The sequence below is a fragment of the Longitalea luteola genome (genome assembly GCF_017356035.1).
Classification (GTDB): domain Bacteria; phylum Bacteroidota; class Bacteroidia; order Chitinophagales; family Chitinophagaceae; genus Niastella; species Niastella luteola.
Window position 1 is genome coordinate 24055 of sequence record NZ_JAFIQX010000006.1, and the last position, 16812, is coordinate 40866.

At 44.8% G+C, this 16812-nt stretch carries 10 protein-coding genes; 3 read left to right on the forward strand and 7 right to left on the reverse strand.

Annotated features, from left to right (window positions below; all coding sequences use genetic code 11):
- Positions 1-12: 12 nt before the first annotated feature.
- From JUB15_RS16105 to leuC, 7 genes are all read right to left on the reverse strand, one after another.
- Positions 13-3489 (reverse strand): SusC/RagA family TonB-linked outer membrane protein, encoded by a 3477-nt coding sequence (locus JUB15_RS16105; RefSeq protein ID WP_207513527.1) that lies wholly within the window; start codon positions 3487-3489, stop codon positions 13-15.
- 546 nt (positions 3490-4035) lie between these two features.
- Positions 4036-5319, reverse strand: a complete 1284-nt coding sequence (locus JUB15_RS16110; protein WP_207513528.1) for a FecR family protein — start codon at positions 5317-5319, stop codon at positions 4036-4038.
- Positions 5320-5496: 177 nt separating this feature from the next.
- On the reverse strand, positions 5497-6069 hold the full coding sequence (locus JUB15_RS16115; protein ID WP_207513529.1) for an RNA polymerase sigma-70 factor: 573 nt from the start codon (positions 6067-6069) through the stop codon (positions 5497-5499).
- A gap of 417 nt (positions 6070-6486) precedes the next feature.
- On the reverse strand, positions 6487-7560 hold the full coding sequence (gene leuB / locus JUB15_RS16120; RefSeq protein ID WP_207513530.1) for a 3-isopropylmalate dehydrogenase: 1074 nt from the start codon (positions 7558-7560) through the stop codon (positions 6487-6489).
- Positions 7561-7672: 112 nt separating this feature from the next.
- Positions 7673-9166 carry a hydroxymethylglutaryl-CoA lyase-like TIM-barrel protein gene (locus JUB15_RS16125; protein ID WP_242696373.1) on the reverse strand — a complete coding sequence of 498 codons (1494 nt, stop codon included), beginning with the start codon at positions 9164-9166 and terminating at the stop codon, positions 7673-7675.
- Between the two features lie 211 nt (positions 9167-9377).
- Positions 9378-9971, reverse strand: coding sequence for a 3-isopropylmalate dehydratase small subunit (leuD, locus tag JUB15_RS16130; RefSeq protein WP_207513532.1), 594 nt, complete (start codon positions 9969-9971; stop codon positions 9378-9380).
- A gap of 127 nt (positions 9972-10098) precedes the next feature.
- Positions 10099-11502, reverse strand: coding sequence for a 3-isopropylmalate dehydratase large subunit (gene leuC, locus JUB15_RS16135; protein ID WP_207513533.1), 1404 nt, complete (start codon positions 11500-11502; stop codon positions 10099-10101).
- Positions 11503-11909: 407 nt separating this feature from the next.
- On the opposite strand from leuC, the gene JUB15_RS16140 reads away from it, so the two are divergent.
- The 3 genes from JUB15_RS16140 to JUB15_RS16150 all read left to right on the forward strand — a co-directional run bounded on the left by JUB15_RS16140 (position 11910) and on the right by JUB15_RS16150 (position 16771).
- Positions 11910-14300, forward strand: a complete 2391-nt coding sequence (locus JUB15_RS16140; RefSeq protein WP_207513534.1) for a glycoside hydrolase family 3 N-terminal domain-containing protein — start codon at positions 11910-11912, stop codon at positions 14298-14300.
- A 348-nt stretch (positions 14301-14648) separates the two neighbouring features.
- On the forward strand, positions 14649-16043 hold the full coding sequence (locus JUB15_RS16145; RefSeq protein ID WP_207513535.1) for a hypothetical protein: 1395 nt from the start codon (positions 14649-14651) through the stop codon (positions 16041-16043).
- 269 nt (positions 16044-16312) lie between these two features.
- Positions 16313-16771: a NanQ anomerase/TabA/YiaL family protein gene (locus JUB15_RS16150; protein WP_207513536.1), complete on the forward strand. Its 459-nt coding sequence runs from the start codon at positions 16313-16315 to the stop codon at positions 16769-16771.
- Positions 16772-16812: the final 41 nt, after the last annotated feature.

The window sequence follows — 16812 nt, forward strand, 5'->3', positions numbered from 1 at the left end:
TATTTGAAGAAATTAAAAATCGATCTTACCGCCAAGTGTAAATGTTCGTTCCGGACCAACGCCGTTGTTAAAATCAGGGTCTAACCCCAGTTTATTTTTTCTCCACAATATTGCTATGTTGTTTATATACAGATAGATCTGTAAATGCGAAATGGATAGCTCCTGTAATTTAATAGTATTGAAATTATAGGCCAGTCGAATGTCCTGGAGGCGTATATTATCACCACTATGTACGTTCACTGACGAATATGAAAAGAATTCATCGCGCATAGGCGACTGAGGCGGATAGACCATGGAAGGTACGCTTGTATTATCTCCCGGTTCCGTCCATCTTTTGTAATAATCCCGGTGCATATAACCTGAATTATATAACGCAAAGTAGGAGATAGTGGTAGCCCTGAATACATAGCCTAACTTATATTCTATGTTTGCCGACAGTGTGAATTGCTTGTAATAGAACGTATTCATAATAGCGCCAAATGCAACGGGCTGTGCGGGCCCATTGTAGTCCATGTCGTTGATCGAAGCAGTGATCAATTTTTCATAATTCGTACTTAGTGTCTTTCCTTCATATCCTCTGGGATCTCCGGTTAAAGGGTCTAAACCGCCCCATTTGAAACTGTAAACAGCCGATAACGGCTTGCCGACAACCGGTGTATGAATATCGTTAAAACCACCGGTTGACTGCGCCACTCCATGCCCGGTATAAGTTTGTTCATAAGCCGTCATTTTATCTCTATTATAGCTGAATAATATTTGTGTATTCCAGCTGAACCTGCCTTTTATGTTATTGCTGAATAATTCAATATCTATTCCATGGCTTTTCATACCGGCTGCATTGGTCATAAAACCCTGCATTCCCAATCCGGCGTATCCGGCACTGGGCGCCAGCCTGCTAAGGCCGATCAGATTGTCACATTTTGTAAAATAAAGTTCGATCCGGCCCGACAGGCGTTTATTCAGCATCTCGAAATCAAGACCTGCATTCAAATGGCTTTTTCTTTCCCAGCCGAGATCGGGATTGGGTGGATTATTAATGGATGACCAGAGAAAACCGGCATTATTGGGTGTAGCGGGTGCCTTATATGTCTGCAAAGCAGGAATATTAACATTAACATTGCCCATATAGCCGAAACTGCCTCTTAGCTTTAATTTGGATATCCACCGGCACTGCCGGAAATACTTTTCTTCACTTAACAGCCAGGAAACGCCTGTTGACCATAATGGAACATATTTATTATTAAAATCAGTGCCCAGGATATTCGCCATATCTATACGGCTGCTGGCACTTACTGAGTACCTGTTTTTATACGTATAGGCCGAATTGATCAGGAAAGAGGTGGTGGCATCGTTTGTCCAACCAGATCTGTTAACAAACGGGACCAAAAGGCTATCGCCACTATTCGGATATGCAGGATATCTTTGCAGATAATTAAGGGAAGACCTGCTGGTGCTATTGCCTGCATCGTAATCATATTGCCTGTTGGTATTGAATGTCATTTTTACTTCACCGCTTTCAGCCCCCGCCATTACCGACAAAAAATGTTTACGAAATGACTTTTCGAATTTTGCAAGGCTTCTCACCCTTATACTTTTGATCGTTATTTTTGTTTCATCATAAATATCACCCTGAGGCACGGGATATTTATCTTTTTCTGAATTACCCAGCGGATTGTATAAGGAGTTGATCAGTTGCCGCGTATAGTAAGCAGATAGTTTATGGAACTGTTCGTTATTGGTATGCTGATTCACGTATTGAAAACTTCCCTGCAGGCTGAGTCCGGGAATGATCTTGAAAATGATCTTGGCATCAAAGGTCAATTTGTCTGAATAACTGTTGTAATCGGCGTCCCGAAGGTCTTGTAAAGGGCGGTAATGCGGATCTACTGCCCATGCTATTGTATCTTTAACATACAACGGCAGGTTTCCTGATACAGCCAACGCCTGATGCTGATCATTGGCCAGCGCTGTGTAAGAGGATAAACTTCGGTCGCCCAGGGTAACTGAATCTTTCCCTCCATTATTATAAGTTGTCTTTACGCCTGTATAATTGAGTCCTGCCTGCACCTCGAGTTTTTTCCAGAAAGAAAAGGTATTATTCGAGTTCAATGTATATCGTTTGAATTCATTATGGGTCAGAACAGGTACATTCCTGTCGAACCCCGCCGAAAACTGATAAGTATTCCGGGAACCACCACCTGTGATGTTAACGGCGTACTGCTGGTTCCAGCTTCTTCGATAGAAATATTTATGGAAATCTTTTCCTACATCATTTGATCTCAATGCATCTATCAAATGCGCGGAATCTGTGCCGGTGATCAGGCCTGTTCGCCGTTTCTGCAGGATCTCAACCACCAGGGGAACTGCCGGAGGGTAAGGATTTTTCAATATGCCATCAAAGAATCCTTTATTGAACAGGTCAATTTCAAGATCAATGAGATCCGTCGCGTGTATAAAGTCAGGACGCTTAAAGAGCGCCGGCCTTTCACTCATGGTGATGTTTGCATTCAACTCCAGCTGTAATGGCTGACCATTTTTACCTTTTTTGGTTGTTATCACAATTACACCGTTGCTGCTAAAAGCTCCCCAGACAGCCGCTGCATCCGCATCTCTTAGAATGGTTATACTTTCCACATCATTTGGGTTAATGTTATTTATATCTCCGGTGTAAGGAAAATCGTCAACAATGATCAGGGGAAATGTTATGGCTGAAACAGTGCTTCGGCCTCTGATACTAAAAGGTGATTCCTTTGAATTACCGACGTTTGACCTTACAAGGAAACTGCTCGTGACCCCGGGCAATCTGTCTATTGTGTTCGTTGATATACGCCTGTTCAGCAGTTCATTATCTATCTTAACAAATGAGCCGTTTGTTCTTTCTTTTGGTAGTGACTGGTAACCGGTGTTTACGATAACAGTAATCAGTTCCTGGCTTTGCATTTCCAGTTTTATAACCTTGTTGTTCAGGCCGGCAGCTTTCATTATTACAGGTGAATGATTTACAAAAGAGATCTTTATCATAGCATTACTGTCAACTCCTTTAAGTATAAAATATCCCAGACTATCGGTAGTAGTTGCATGTTCAGTGCCTATTACTGTCACATTCGCGTTCAGGAGGCTGTTGTCGTTTTGATCAGTAACCTTTCCGTTAATGGTAAGCGCTGTACTGGCGCGCATTGGTACCGGTGAAGGCAGGCGCTTATTCTGTGCAGTGATATAAATTATCTTCTCAATTATATTATGAACGAGCGATTTATCTTTTAAATACATTTCCAAAAACGCCTCCAAAGGCATACCTCGTACGTCTATGTTGGACGGTGGAATATCCCGGACGATTTCTGCATTTACAAAAACCACATAGTCGGTTTGCCGGGCTATTTCCCCAGACACCTTTAGGAACGAAGCATTCTTATCCTGCATCGTGATGGTTTGAGCAAGGCAGATGGACGCCAGCGTCAGAAATGTCAATACCAGTAAAATCTTTTTCATAATTATTTTTTGGTTCTTTTTTGCCAATATTTTGATGATTTATAAAGTTTATAGATTTATGAGTTTTAGATAATATTGCCGTTATTCCATTCAACAGACGGCCGGGCGCCAGTTGTCTTCAACTGTGCCAACCCCGCATGATGATACCGACCGGTTCTAAACGGGGGATAAGCGTACTCAAGGTTTAATGAGGAAGGTTAATGGCAGGAAAGTTCAATGGTTAATGCAACTGAGGTTGTTGCTTATTTCTTAGCCATTCAACATGATAATAGTCACTGCTTGAGAAGGAGTGGTTTTAGTAAATTGTCTCTGTGCAGGTACGCATCAGGTCACTTTACCGTAAACATATTGAGCCGTGTATTGTAAAATACTTCAGCATCCTTCTGTTTGACGCAGTTTTTTTTCTAGTGAACAGGTTCTTACTGGAATAAGGCTCTCATTATGTGCATACTTTGCACACCTGATCGGTGAAAGGCCTGGCCTTCAACCAGAAGGCCGAGTTGGGACAAGGAATTGTAAACACACATCGAAGCTGACAGCATAAGATTAAGGTTTGACAATTATTCTTCTGCCTTCCAGGGTAAAATGCACACTGCTTGTTTCCTCCAGGACCATAAGCACACCGGTGATCGTCGTATTACGATGCATCTCCCCGAAAAATTTTTCTTCTGGTACTGACGGGTAATAAACAACTTCCAGATCATACCAGCGGACAATTTGCCGCATGACTGTTTTCAGATCGCTATGGTTAAAGTTGAATTTTCCATCTTTCCAGGCTACCGCCTGGGCAATATCTACATCATTGAGTATTTGAATGAACTTTTTATTTGTCTGGGTTTGCGCAGCCAATGAAATACGGGCTTGCTGTCCCTCGTAAATATGCGCCTGTTCCTGTGCCGCCATTACTTTTATCTTTCCTTCGAGCAGTGTTACTTTAATGGCGGGCTCATCGGAATAAGCGTTGATATTGAAATGTGTACCTAACACTTCTACACGCCTTCGCTGGCTTTCGACTGTATTTCCGGCTGTAGAAATATCAACAAATAAGGGGATCTTTTTCCCGTCTGGCCCCGAAGCTATGCTGGCCGCTTCAAAATAAACCTCACCTGTAACCTCAACGGTTCTGTCATGTTGGCTAAAGGCGATCGGATAACGGATCGATGAAGCCGCATTGAGCCACACGCGGGAGCCATCAGGCAGCTGCAGCTGATACGTTTCTCCTTTATTGGTAGAAAGCGTATTATACTGCATTTCGCCATCATTCAAGGCCGGTCCATCATACTTTAATTGCCCGTTATAATTATTAATAACCGTATTTCCCTGCTTCGCAATGGCTCCCTGGCTGGCACTATCGAGGGAAATCTTTCGTCCGTCAGCTAGTGTTAACGTTGCTTTTTGTGAACCCGGTGGTATATCAGTTGTAGTTACCACCGGATTATTCGTAGCTGAAGGAATCTTCCAGTCTGTATTCCTCCAAAAATAGGTTCCCATCAGGAGCAAGCCAATAGAAGCCGCGGCATATACCCAGGGCCGCCAGGCCAGCCAGTTGATCTTCGGGATGCTGATTATCCTGTTCTTTTTTTGGCCACTATTATTAGCTTCATGTATTTTATTCCATATCAGCTCCCTGTTCATTTCAAGTCTGTTTTTATAATAATCCAGTCTGGCCAACTGTTCCTCCATAAAGCCCTGTGCCGTTATTCTCTCAAAGAACAACCTGTTCTCATTCACTAATAGCCATTCATCGAGTATAGCCTGCTGTTCTTCGGTCAGTTCATCGAGGAAATAGTTTACGATTATTTCGTTGATTATCTTATGTTCTAAGTACATTATGCACAACTTTGCTTGAATAAATAGTTTGATGCACTAATCGTTGCCAACACCTGTTCATAAAGGGTGCTATATATATAACCATATCGAAGCAGGCATTTGTACTAGTCAATGAAGAAAAAAAACAAAAAAAAATGCCTGTTTATCTCAAACAGGCATTTTTTGTATCCGTCTTTATTAATTTTTTAAGAAATGTAATGAGACCAGCAGTAATACGATCATTAATTCCCTTTCTGTAAAAACCTTCCTCAAATGTTTAATTGCTTTGTCATAATGATTCTTTACAGTGTTGGGAGATATTCCTAGTTTAGCAGCTACTTCATTCCTATTCAACTGATTAAAATGTATAAGTTTGAAAACTTTACCACATTGTTCCGGTAATTCTTCAATAGCATGATATAAGAGGTCGGTGATCTCAAATAGCCGGGCGTCGCGATCTTCGAACCATTGCGTTGAATGCCGGGTAGCTAATTCAAACCTTTTGAAAAGTTTACGATGTAAAGAATTGATTTTTAAAAAGGAGAAACAGTTATCTTTCGTGATCTTTAAAAGTAATGCTCTGGCTTCATCAATGCTGCGAATTTCCAATTCTTTTCGCCAAAATGTAGTAAAGCTCTCCGATACAATGTCTTCTGCAGTTTCACGATCACTAACAAGGGTTCGGGCAAAGTTGCATAACCCCGGTTGTAACGCGGTAACAAGGTCATTGAATTGACGCTCCCGATTTTTATTCTTCGGATTGTTTATCATGTTAAAATCCCCATTTTTTACGTTGAGTACGATAATTAAACTACCTTAGGCCTGTACAAACACTTATCAGTACCCCAAAAGGAGAACCTGATCCGGTTTGGATCCAATGAGAATGGTTGGTTGGGAGAAAATAGGATGGAGGCGCAGTGAGTAATTAAACCAATTTAAAACAGCTTAGTTGTGCATCAATTATACAGCACTAAAATTAAGCACTTATTTTACTTCAACAATACCCGGTTAGTGGAATTTTATTTTCAAACTAACATTTAATTCTTCCTTAATATATAAATGTAGTGATGAAATATCCTTACATCGTTTAGGCGGTATCGAATGGTTATCATGACAACTATTATTACTACAAAAAAAAGGGCCGCCGGAAGGCAGCCCCTGCTTAAAAGCGTGCTTGATTGTGCACAGTTATAAAAACTTCAGCACTTCCTCACCAATGGCGTCTGTGCCTAATATTTTGTTTGCAGGTGTTTGCGCATCCGCAATATCGCGGGTACGGAATCCTGCTTTTAATACTTTATCAACCGCATTGATCACGGCTTCTGCTTCTGCCTTCATGCCGAACGAAATATCCAGCAACAGAGCTGCCGATAAAATTGACGCCAGCGGATTAGCCACGCCCTTACCGGTAATATCATGCGCAGAACCGTGAATGGGTTCGTATACGCCAGTGCCATCGCCTACAGATGCCGAGGCCAGCATACCCATAGAACCGGCGATCTGCGAAGCTTCGTCGGTAAGAATATCACCAAACAGGTTAGCGGTTACAACCACATCAAAACGGCGTGGGTCTTTGATCAGCAACATGGCAGTAGCGTCAACGAACTGATGCTCCACTTCCACATCCGGATATTCTTTGGCTACTTTTTGGATCACTTCGCGCCACAGGCGGCTTGTTTCAATCACATTGGCTTTGTCTACCGAACAGAGTTTCTTTCTTCTCGTACGGGCAGCTTCAAACGCTTTGCGGGCAATGCGTTCTACTTCGAAGCGGCTGTATTCAGCCACGTCATAAGCGGTATCCCCATTGTTCTTTCTGCCTTTTTCACCAAAGTATATGTCGCCGGTCAGCTCGCGGAAGAACAGGATGTCAGCGCCTTTGAGTATCTCGGGTTTGATGCTGGAAGCACCCAGCAATTCATCGAATAATTTAATAGGGCGGAGGTTGGCATACAATCCAAGCTCTTTACGCATTTTCAGCAAGCCCTGTTCCGGACGTACTTTCGCTGATGGGTCATTGTCATACTTCGGATGACCCACAGCGCCAAATAACACGGCGTCTGATTTGCGCATTTTCTCGAGCGACTCATCCGGCAGCGGATTACCGGTTGCCTCAATGGCCACATGGCCTATCAATGCTTCGTCGTATGTAAAGGTGTGTCCGAATTTTGCAGCGATCTTGTCCAACACTTTTTTACCAACTGCAGTTACTTCCTGTCCAATGCCGTCGCCGGGGACGATTAAGATATGTTTGCTTGCCATGTGTTCCTTAAAATTGATTTTGCTATGAAATGAGCTTTTCTGATTTAAGAGTCAGTTGCCAGGTACCAGTTACCGGTTCCCGGGGCCCTGGTAACTGGTAACCGGTAACTATTTAAATAAGATTCAACATCTTTTGCGTGGCCTTTATTGCCGACACGGTTTGGTCGCTGTCGAGGCCACGGGTCTTGAATTCCCGGCCATTAAAGCTCCAGGTGATAACCGTTTCGCACAGCGCGTCGGTTTTACCACCAGGCGGAATACGCACCGCATAATCCGTCAGCATCGGCAATTCCTGTTTCAGCTTTTTATATACTTTCTTCAGCGCATTCATGAAGGCGTCGTATTGCCCGTCGCCCTGCGCATGTTCTTCATGCAGGTCGCCGTTGATCGAAACTTTCAACGTGGCGGAAGGGTGAAGGCTCTTTGTATGGGTGAGTACGTAATTATCGATCCGTACTTTATCCTGGATGTTCTTGCTGTCGATCACATCGGAGATGATGTATGGCAGATCAGCCTGGGTAACCACTTCTTTTTTGTCGCCGAGCTCGATAATGCGCTGGGTAACTTTTTTTAGATCGTGCTCACTCAACTTAATGCCCAGTTGCGCCAGGTTGTTTTCAATATTTGCCTTTCCGCTGGTTTTGCCCAGGGCATAGCGCCGCTGGCGGCCAAAACGTTCGGGCATCAGGTCACTGAAATAGAGTTTGTTCTTTTTATCGCCATCGGCGTGAATGCCGGCTGTTTGTGTGAATACGTTTTCACCCACTACCGGTTTGTTAACGGGAATGCGGAAACCCGAAAAGGTTTCTACCAGTTTACTTACCCGGTACAGGGACGCTTCTACCACAGAAGTTTTTACTTCGGGCAGAAAATCATTCAGGACGGCCACTGCACTGGCGAGGGGTGCATTGCCTGCTCTTTCACCCATACCATTGATGGTAAGGTGAATGCCTTTAGCGCCGGCTTTTACTCCCTCCAGCACATTGGCAGTACCCAGATCATAATCATTATGTGCGTGAAAATCGAAATGCAGATCGGGATAGCGTTGTACAATAGCCGAAATGTATTCGGTCACTTCCGACGGCGTCAGAATGCCGAGGGTATCCGGCAGCATGATCCGCTTTACGGGCAGCTTTTGCAGAAAATCGAGGTACTGGAATACATACTCGCGTGAATGGCGCATCCCATTGCTCCAGTCCTCGAGGTATACATTACTTTCCAGTCCTTTTTTCCGGCCGAGTTTTATTACGTCCGCTACTTCCGCAAAATGTTGTTCCGGCTTTTTCTTTAACTGGTGGGTGAGGTGATTCAGCGAGCCTTTGGTGAGCAGGTTCATCACTTTGGCGCCGGCCTGCTGCATCCATTGAATAGATACATCGCCATCCACAAAAGTGAGCACTTCTACCTGGTTTAAAAACCCATTGGCTTTTGCCCATTTGGTAATGGCTTTTACCGCCTCAAATTCACCTTCGCTTACCCGGGCAGAGGCAATTTCAATGCGGTCTACCTTTACCTCTGTTAAAAGCAGTTGGGCAATGGTCAGTTTTTCGGTGGGGGAGAACGACACGCCGCTGGTTTGTTCGCCATCGCGGAGTGTGGTATCCATAATCTCTATGTGTCGCTGGTCACCAGACATAACAAGGTTAAAATTTCAAATCACAAATCTCAAGACCCAAAAAAATCTCAAATCACAAATTCCAAAACTCGACTAAATCGCAAATTTCAAATATTAATTCCTTTTGGTGCTTTTTTGGATCTTGGAACTTGAGATTTGGTTCTTATTCTTTGGTTCTTGGAATTTGGTTCTTGGTGCTTTATTAATAGATGCTTTTAGCGGCGAATGTCTGGATATCAGATTTCAGGCTTTGCAGGAAATCGATATCATCGAAGCCATTCATCATATTGTGCTTTTTATAGCCATTGATCTCGAAAGATTCTGAGGCACCGCCAACGATAGAGATCTTTTGTTCGGGAAGGTTCACTTCCAGTTCAGTTTTAGGATTGGCTTCTATAGCCTTAAAGATCTGATCGAGGAATGATTCGCTTACCTGAACCGGTAATATGCCGATATTCAGCGAGTTGTTCTTGAAGATATCAGCGAAGAAGCTGCTCACCACGCAACGGAAACCATAATCATAAATGGCCCAGGCAGCGTGCTCACGGCTACTACCGCTCCCGAAGTTTTTACCACCCACCAGTATTTTACCGGAATAGATGGGATTGTTTAAAACGAAATCTTTTTTAGGAGTGCCATCGGCTTCAAAGCGCCAGTCGCGGAACAGGTTATCACCAAATCCCTTGCGCTCGGTGGCCTTAAGAAAACGGGCCGGAATGATCTGATCGGTATCTACGTTCTCGATAGGCATAGGTACCGCGGTACTTCTTAATATAGTGAACTTATCGTAAGCCATTGTTGAATGCTAAGTTGTTAATTCAAAGTTTTAGGTTCCTGGTTTCTTTCAGCGTTACAGGTTGCAGGTTACAGGGTTTCAGGGAGTCGTTGGTTTTCCTTGTAACATGAAACATGTAACCTGTAACTTAAATGAGTTCCCTCGGATCCGTTACAAATCCTGTAACCGCAGCGGCTGCAGCTACCAGCGGACTGGCCAGCATGGTTCTGGCGCCGGGTCCCTGGCGGCCTTCAAAATTGCGGTTGCTGGTGCTCACCGCATACTTGCCGGCGGGGATCTTGTCGTCGTTCATTGCCAGACAGGCTGAACAACCTGGCTGACGCAACTGGAAACCTGCTTCCAGCAAAAGATCCAGAATACCTTCTTCCTTGATCTGTTGCTCTACGATATGTGAACCTGGCACTATCCAGGCAGTAACGTGATCGGCTTTTTTACGGCCTTTGATCACAGAAGCAAATGCACGGAAATCTTCAATACGGCCATTGGTACAGCTGCCAATGAACACATAATCTACTTTTTTACCGATCATGCTTTCCGACTCATGGAAATCCATATAGGCTAACGACTTGTCGAAACTGGCCTTGCTACTTCCGATTTCTTCGGCGGTAGGAATGCGTTTGGTAATACCGATACCCATACCCGGATTGGTTCCGTAAGTGATCATGGGTTCTATATCAGCGGCATTGAATTCATATTCTTTATCGAAGAAAGCACCTTCATCGCTCTTCAGCGTTTTCCAGTATGCCAGTGCTTTTTCCCAGGCTTCGCCTTTGGGAGCTTTTTCACGGCCTTTGATGTAATTGAAGGTAGTTTCATCAGGAGCAACCATACCACCGCGGGCGCCCATTTCAATACTCATGTTGCACACGGTCATACGGCCTTCCATACTCATGTTCTCGAACACATCACCGGCAAATTCTACAAAATAACCGGTAGCGCCGGCAGCCGTAAGTTTTGAAATGATGTACAGCACCACGTCTTTCGGCGTAATGCCTTTACCCAGCTTACCGTTCACCTTAATACGCATTTTCTTGGGACGGGGCTGCATAATACACTGGCTGGAAAGCACCATCTCAACCTCAGAGGTGCCAATACCAAATGCAATAGCGCCAAAAGCACCATGGGTAGAAGTATGCGAGTCACCGCACACAATGGTCATACCCGGCAGGGTGATACCGTTTTCGGGTCCCACAACGTGCACGATACCATTTTTGGGATTGCCTAATCCCCAGTGTGAAATACCATATTTAGCCGAGTTGCTTTCCAGGGCTTTCAGCTGGTTGGCCGACAGGGGGTCCTGAACAGGCAGGTGCTGGTTAATGGTGGGGGTATTATGATCGGCGGTGGCGAAGGTTTTCTCGGGGAACATCACTTTCAATCCCCGGCTCTCCAAACCCAGAAATGCAACCGGGCTGGTTACCTCGTGAATAAAATGCCGGTCAATAAACAACACATCGGGGCCATCTTCAATATGCCTGACCACATGCGAATCCCATACTTTGTCGAATAATGCAGCGGGGGTTTTGCTCATTTTATATAATTTAAATCAAGTTGCAAAATTCTTAAAATATAGTCAGATTATAAGGGTTTTAAGTGCATTTTTTCTAATAGAGCCGTTAAAAATGAAAAAATATCAAATTCTTGGTTGATCTGTTGAACAATCTCCTGCCTGATCCCCGTTCATTAAAAAATTTGCAAAGGTATCGGCCCGAAGACTGGATATTTTAATGAATTTCAAGGGTAATAATGACACTTGAAAGCGGTGTTTTGTTCTTATTCCGGCCGGTAACAGGCAATTTCAATATTTTTCCTATCTTCAACATCTTCTAAGCATTCCCCCAACCAAATTTCATGGAGCACCGCGTGTAAGTTCTCAAACCCCGTTTTACGGTTTGAAACTGCATGAACATTGTCTTATCTAAAACTCAACTGTTCAAAATGAAATTTGTTACCTTCTTCTTTCCCTGTATCATCTGTTGCCTGTGTTACTCGTACGCGCAACAACCTGCTTACAAAGACGCCAAACAACCAGTTGCCAAACGGGTAGCCGACCTGCTCGGCCGCATGACACTGGAAGAAAAAGTGGCCCAGTTGCAAACCATGCACGCCGGCCGGCCCAAACTCGATGATAAGCTCTTTAATAATACCGCCAGGCTCGATTCCTTATACAAGAATGGGATGGGAATGATCAATCCCGCCTTCGATGAAACCATGGAGGTTACCATTGCCGCCCGTAACCGGCTGCAGGAATATCTGCGCACGAAAACCAGGCTTGGCATTCCCATTATTTTTATTGACGAAGCCCATCACGGCCTGGTACAGCGCGAGGTAGATGTATTTCCCCATGGCATTGGGTTAGCCTGTTCGTGGGATGTGAACCTGCTGGAAAAAATATATTCGCACGCAGCCAAACAGGCCCGTGTACGTGGAACCAGCCTTGTTTTGTCGCCGGTGGTAGATGTTACACGCGACCCGCGCTGGGGCCGCACCGGTGAAACACTGGGCGAAGATCCCTATCTCTGCGGTATCCTCGGCAGCGCCATTGTGCGCGGCTTCCAGGGCAGTAATAACGGAACCATTGCCCCGGATCATGTAGCCGCCACCCTTAAACATTTTTCCGGGCATGGCCAGGCAGAGAGCGGCAGCAATCAGGCGCCTGCCAACTATTCGCAACGGGTAATTAGGGAAGCGCATATGGAACCTTTCCGCCTCTGCGTAAAATACGCCAATCCCGCCGCCATTATGGCCTCCTATAATGAAATAGACGGTTTGCCTTCGCATGGTAATAAATGGTTATTGAAAGATGTGCTGCGCAAGGAGTGGAACTACAATGGTATTGTGGTAAGCGACTGGTTCGGCATCGATCAGTTGTGGAATAAACATTTTATTGCAACCGACCAGAAAGAAGCAGCCCTGAAAGCTTTCAACGCCGGCGTAACTACCGATCTGCCGTATGGCGTGAATTACCGCCACCTGGGTACATTGGTGAAAGAGAACAAGATCAACACCAAAGCATTGGACAGCGCCGTTGCCAAAATACTGGAGCTGAAGTTCAGGCTGGGCCTCTTTGATGATCAGCAACCGATAGACGTAGAAAAAGCCAGACAAAATGCTGGCAGTACCGAAGGCCGTGAGCTGGCATTGAAAATTGCCGAAGAATCAATCGTCTTGCTGAAGAATGCGCCTTTCGGCAATGCTGCCGGTAACCTGCTGCCACTAAAAAAAGACCAATATAAAAAGATCGCCGTGGTTGGTCCCATGGCGGCCGTTAATTACCTGGGCGATTATTCAGGCCTGCCCAGCAAGAACGTTTCCCTGCTGGAAGGTATAAAAAACAAAGTACAGGGCAGCGCAGAAGTACTGTACGCGAAAGGCTGCCTCATTACCAAAAACGGCGACAGCATTAGTCAGAATAACTACCAGTATATCGACACCATTATCTTTCCAACCGAAGCAGAAAATGCGCAGCTGATAGAAGAAGCGGTCAAAACAGCACAACAGGCCGATGTGGTGATAGTAGCCATAGGAGAGAATGAGCAATTATCGCGCGAAGCCTGGGCGCCCAATCACTTTGGCGATATGGCCGATCTGCGTTTGCAAAGTCAGCAGGAAGACCTGGTAAAAGCAATGGTAGCCACCGGCAAACCGGTAGTGGTGTATTTAACGCATGGCCGCCCGCTCGCTATTCCCTGGCTGGCTCAACATGTTCCCGCCATCGTTGATGGCTGGTTCATGGGCGAAGAAGCGGGTAATGCCTTTGCCAATATCCTGTTTGGCGATGTAAATCCATCAGGCAAATTGACCATTACCTATCCCAGATCGACCGGGCAGGTACCTGTTTTCTATAATCATAAACCCAGCGCCCGTTTCTTTAACTATGTGGCAGAAGATAAAATGCCCCTGTATCCGTTCGGGCATGGCCTCAGCTATACCACATTTAGCTATTCGAAACCCCGCGTAAAAATGGCAACGGGCGCCCCGGCCAAAAAGAGCAGCCTGGCTTCGGTTGAACCAGCCGGCAACCAGGTGTACGGTACAGTGGAAGTAGATGTTACCAATAGCGGCACCATGGCCGGCGATGAAATTGTACAATTATATATTCATCAAAAAATAAGCAGTGTCACCCGGCCGGTAAAAGAATTGAAAGATTTTACACGTATTACGCTGGAACCCGGACAAACAAAAACGGTGTCCTTTACCATTGATGCCAGCAAACTGGCCTTCTGGAATGCCGACATGCAATATGGTGTTGAAAATGGCATATTTGAATGTATGGTAGGCCGCAGTTCAGCCGACGTACAGAAAGTTGAATTGAAAGTAGGTAAGTAATTGGCTAACCTGAGAACAACAATCAACGCCCCGACGAGCCTGTCGGGGCTTTTTGTTGATACTTAAACAACTATGGGTCGTCGCAAGCATATAACCGGAGCAACACGGCAGGAAATTATGAACTAATTAAAATAATAGTTACATTTGTTTCGCCTCTATCGACTGCCATGCTAAATGACCATGCTCAGGTCTCTATTGGGCAGCTCGATTGTTTGTCATCCCTGAAAAGGTTTCTCCTTACAATTTTGTTATAATACAACGTTCTCATCCGCTTTTAATAGTCCAGGTTAACCGATGTAAGTTCCCGTGCCTATATTCGCGGTCCGAAAAAACCTAAAGAAACTTACCATGAGAACAGTCTGTATTGCCATTACCGCTTTCCTTTTGTTATCGGTCAATTCCAGGGCACAGGTACAACAGGACCAGGCGGCAACTACAACACCCGCAGCACCAGCGCAGCCAGCTCCCGAAAAAGATGCATTAAAATTCAACCTCAACCAGGATGGAAGCCGTTATTTCCAGTTCACGGTCATGAACCAGACCTGGGTGCGGTTCAACGAAAGCAATCCGGGTACACTCGTTGAAGGCAAACCTAAAGACAATACTTTTGATATCGGCTTACGCAGAACCCGCTTTCAGGCGATGGGACAGCTCACCGATAAAGTGTTTGTGTATTTCCAGTTTGGAATGAACAACTTCAACAGCCAGTTCAATACCGGCGGCAACCGGAAACTCCACGCCTTTTTTCATGATGCCCTTGGTGAATATAAAATATCGAAAGGCAACCAGTTAAAAGTGGGCGGTGGATTGACCATTACCAATGGTTTATCCAGGTTTTCGCAACCCAGTGTGAGCAGCATCATGACCATGGACGTACCGGTGTTTGCCCAGGCTACGGTTGACCAAACGGATGAGTTCAGCCGAAAACTGAGCGTTTATGCAAGAGGTCAGGTAGGAAAATTCGATTACCGCTTCGTGCTTAGTGATCCCTTTCCCATAACATCGAACGGCACCAATACATGGCCCGGCATCTCTCAAAATGCCAGTTTTGCCCAGCTGGGTCACCAACTGCAACAACAGGGCTACCTGATGTACCAGTTCTTCGAACATGAAAATCATACTACCCCATACATGACTGGTACCTATTTAGGCAAAAAGAAGATCTTTAACATTGCGGTTGGTGGTATCTTCCAAAAAGACGCCATGTGGAAATACGGCGAAATTGGCGATACCGCCTACCAGGATATGAAATTGTTTGCCGTTGAAAGTTTCCTCGATATGCCATTAAGCAGCAAACAGGACGCCCTTTCCGCCTATGCCGGGTATTTCATTACCGACTATGGCACCAACTACCTTCGTTTTAACGGCTCGATGAACCCGGCCAATGGCACCACCGGTATCAATACTATTGGCGGACATGGTGCCAATTTTGGTAATGCGCATCCAATGTTCGGAACCGGCAAGGTCATTTATTCACAGCTCGGCTATTTGCTGCCTGAAAACTTTCTAAAAAGCAAGAGCCGTTTTATGCCGTATGTTACATTTACCAGCGCTGATTACGACAGACTGCAGGGAACCCAAATGAACATATACAATGCCGGTATCAATTGCCTTATCAATGGACATAAATCGAAGTTTACGCTCGACTGGCAGAACCGGCCAACGTTTGAAGAAAGAGGAGGCAGGGTAGAAGAAGGAAAACGTAAGAACAGCGTGGTGTTGCAATACCAAATATTCTTCTGATTTTGGGATTTCTGATTTTGGGATTTTGGAACCTTACGATTTGTGGGAAACGTTGGTCCAGGGCAAATGTCGAAAATCAGCAATCCGTAATAGGAAATTCAGCCATTTGGGGATTCTGAAATTCGGGATGTTACGATTTCTTAGAAAGCTGACCCTATGCAAATCTCGAAATCTCTAAATCTCGAATCTCTAAATCTCGAAATCTCTAAATCTCGAAATCAGAAATCTTTTAAGTATCTTCCCGCCTATATATTATATAACTATACAAAATGATTATCGATCTGCTGTCAAATGCACACTTGTATACCAGCCAGGGACCGCTGTTTAAAAAAGCGTTTGAATATCTTGCCCAAACCGATTTTTCCAAAGTAGAAAAAGGAAAATACGAGCTCGATGGGGACAAACTGTTTGCTATTGTCAATGAATACGACACTATTTCTCCGGATAATGAGCAAATGGAATCGCATAAGAAGTATATCGACATTCAATATATTGTAACCGGGGCTGAACGCATCGGTCATGACTTCTTAAAAGGGCAAACGTCTTCCAAAGCCTACGATGCAGAAAAGGATTTTATGTTGTGGTCTGAAAAGCCTTCGTTTTTTTCGGTGCTGCAACAGGGCATGTTTGCAGTTTTCTACCCGCATGATCTGCATATGCCCAATATTTTTATTGAAAAGCCTTCGTTTGTAAAGAAGGTTGTCGTTAAAGTGAGTGTTGATTTCTAAGCGGTGCTGGTTACCAGTTCCCGGTTTCCGGTTACCAGGTC

Coding starts and splice junctions, on each gene's coding strand:
- JUB15_RS16125 (WP_242696373.1), bottom strand. CDS start 9,166: ATGGATACCACACTCCGCGATGGCGAACAAACCAGCGGCGTGTCGTTC.
- leuC (WP_207513533.1), bottom strand. CDS start 11,502: ATGAGCAAAACCCCCGCTGCATTATTCGACAAAGTATGGGATTCGCAT.
- leuB (WP_207513530.1), bottom strand. CDS start 7,560: ATGGCAAGCAAACATATCTTAATCGTCCCCGGCGACGGCATTGGACAG.
- JUB15_RS16145 (WP_207513535.1), top strand. CDS start 14,649: ATGAGAACAGTCTGTATTGCCATTACCGCTTTCCTTTTGTTATCGGTC.
- JUB15_RS16140 (WP_207513534.1), top strand. CDS start 11,910: ATGAAATTTGTTACCTTCTTCTTTCCCTGTATCATCTGTTGCCTGTGT.
- JUB15_RS16110 (WP_207513528.1), bottom strand. CDS start 5,319: ATGTACTTAGAACATAAGATAATCAACGAAATAATCGTAAACTATTTC.
- JUB15_RS16115 (WP_207513529.1), bottom strand. CDS start 6,069: ATGATAAACAATCCGAAGAATAAAAATCGGGAGCGTCAATTCAATGAC.
- JUB15_RS16150 (WP_207513536.1), top strand. CDS start 16,313: ATGATTATCGATCTGCTGTCAAATGCACACTTGTATACCAGCCAGGGA.
- leuD (WP_207513532.1), bottom strand. CDS start 9,971: ATGGCTTACGATAAGTTCACTATATTAAGAAGTACCGCGGTACCTATG.
- JUB15_RS16105 (WP_207513527.1), bottom strand. CDS start 3,489: ATGAAAAAGATTTTACTGGTATTGACATTTCTGACGCTGGCGTCCATC.